Raw genomic sequence first — 1,778 nt, 5'->3', positions numbered from 1 at the left:
TGTCATCCAGCGCCGAAAAGTCCCTTTCCAAACTCGATTGCCAGACCGCAAAGCGGATCATTACGTTCCCGCGCGAGCGGGTTGCAGCCGGTGAAGATCCCCGCGCGTCAGGAAAGCCACTGTCCGGGCCCTTGGCAGGTCGCTGGCGCTACCGCGTTGGCGACTACCGGATTGTCTGCGAGATCGAGGATGGCAGGCTTGTCGTGCTTGTGCTGACCGTTGGCCACCGAAGTGGCATTTACCGCTGCCCCCCTAAGGACATCCATAACCCATAGAGAGAAGGGGGAAGGGGACGGGCGATCCATGGAGGATCGACGGAGGTTCCCTTGTCCTACACCATCGACATTGGCGCAGCGCCCGCGAACGCCGACTGCGCCCAGCTTGGCCAGACCCCCGACTTCGAGCGCGTCAATCGCTTCGAGATCGACGCCTATCGGATCGGCATCATCGCCATCCACGGCCTTCCTCCGCAGGGATGCCGCCTCACCAGCAAGCCTAATCGGCATGATTTCGGCACCTATCGTACCCTCGTCCTGCACATTGACGATGAAGACGATCCTGCCGTCGCCGCCTACGCCGAGGCCGTAGAAGACGGGCTTGGCTCCTGGATCGAGGCTGCGATTGCCTGTCCTGTCGAATATGACGGCAACGTCGCCTCCATTCCGAGGCCCGAAATCGACGAAGTGGCGATCGGCGCGCTGCTGACCACGCGCCCCGGCGCCAACGGTCGTTTCGCGATCCCCGCATTCGAGACGATCCACACCAACCTTTCGGCCGCATTCCCCAAGCTCGCCGAGACCGCCCGCGCGCGTCTCGCCGGCGATGCTGCCTGACCGCGCAGGAGATCCATCATGGCAAACAATTACCTCTCCAGTTCCTTCATCCTCGAGATGACCGCCGAGGATGCCGAAATGGTCAGGCTGGCGCAGGATGCCAGTGTCATTCTCGAGTTTTACGCTGGCGATAGCCCTCGAGACATCGAGTACAAAAAGCTCGGCCCACGCTTCGCCGCTCTCTTCCCGCCCAAGGACGGGGACGATTTCGGGAGTTTTCTCGACCTCTTCGACGATCCCGATTTCCCGTCGTTCGACTGCAGCATCGTCATCAGCGAAGTCGATGCCGAGGGACACTGCAAAGTCAGCTTCAGCGGCAACCAGTTCGGCGTCGATCAGGTGGCAAACCTGATCTTCACCGCCTGCAAATCCGCAATCCCTTGCGCTTTCTCATGGGCGCACACCTGCGATGCCTTGCGGCCAGACGAATTTGGTGGCGGCTGCGTCATCATCACCGAAGCCGGGATCGATTTTCACAGCACCACCGGCATCATCGGCCGCGTGCTCGGAACGGGCGCCGGTCCTTCCGAGACACCCAAGCCGGTTTTCGATCCCGCCCTTGTCACCATCGAACAGAAGCGCTTCAGCGTCACCCAATGGGAGATCCTGGTCTGCTACAACGGGCAGCGCATCGAACAGTACGGTGACAAGATCGAGCTGGTCGGCAAGGAATACAGAGGCCACCCCCGCGAAATGTGGATGGCGGTCGCCTACCGCGAAGCGATCGCGCGCGACCTCGCAAGCAGGCTTCCCGTCGTCGAGGAAGCTGCGATCACCACCCATCTGACGTCCCACTGATCCCATGCTGCATCAGCATCTGCAGCCTGCCGGCACCGCGCCGGCAGGACTGCCTTCGCTCGTCCTGCCTGCCGAGATCCGCGCCGCGATCGAGGCCGGGGCCTGGATCGTCTTCAACGTCTCGGGCGGCAAGGATTCCTCCGCCGC

The 1,778-nt window shown here is 62.3% G+C and carries 3 protein-coding genes; all 3 read left to right on the top strand.

Annotation, left to right across the window (positions count from 1 at the left end):
• Positions 1-275 (top strand): type II toxin-antitoxin system RelE family toxin (locus LH128_RS32585; RefSeq protein ID WP_008828891.1); only part of this gene is annotated, 275 nt, incomplete at its 5' end.
• Positions 276-326: 51 nt separating this feature from the next.
• Positions 327-833 carry a hypothetical protein gene (locus LH128_RS28215; RefSeq protein ID WP_008833115.1) on the top strand — a complete coding sequence of 169 codons (507 nt, stop codon included), beginning with the start codon at positions 327-329 and terminating at the stop codon, positions 831-833.
• Between the two features lie 18 nt (positions 834-851).
• Positions 852-1,631 carry a hypothetical protein gene (locus tag LH128_RS31605; RefSeq protein ID WP_008833114.1) on the top strand — a complete coding sequence of 260 codons (780 nt, stop codon included), beginning with the start codon at positions 852-854 and terminating at the stop codon, positions 1,629-1,631.
• Positions 1,632-1,778: the final 147 nt, after the last annotated feature.

Origin of the sequence: Sphingomonas sp. LH128 (genome assembly GCF_000293195.2) — a bacterium.
GTDB lineage: Bacteria > Pseudomonadota > Alphaproteobacteria > Sphingomonadales > Sphingomonadaceae > Novosphingobium > Novosphingobium resinovorum_A.
Note: the sequence above shows the minus strand (reverse complement) of the source record. Positions and strands in the feature narration are given on the sequence as shown.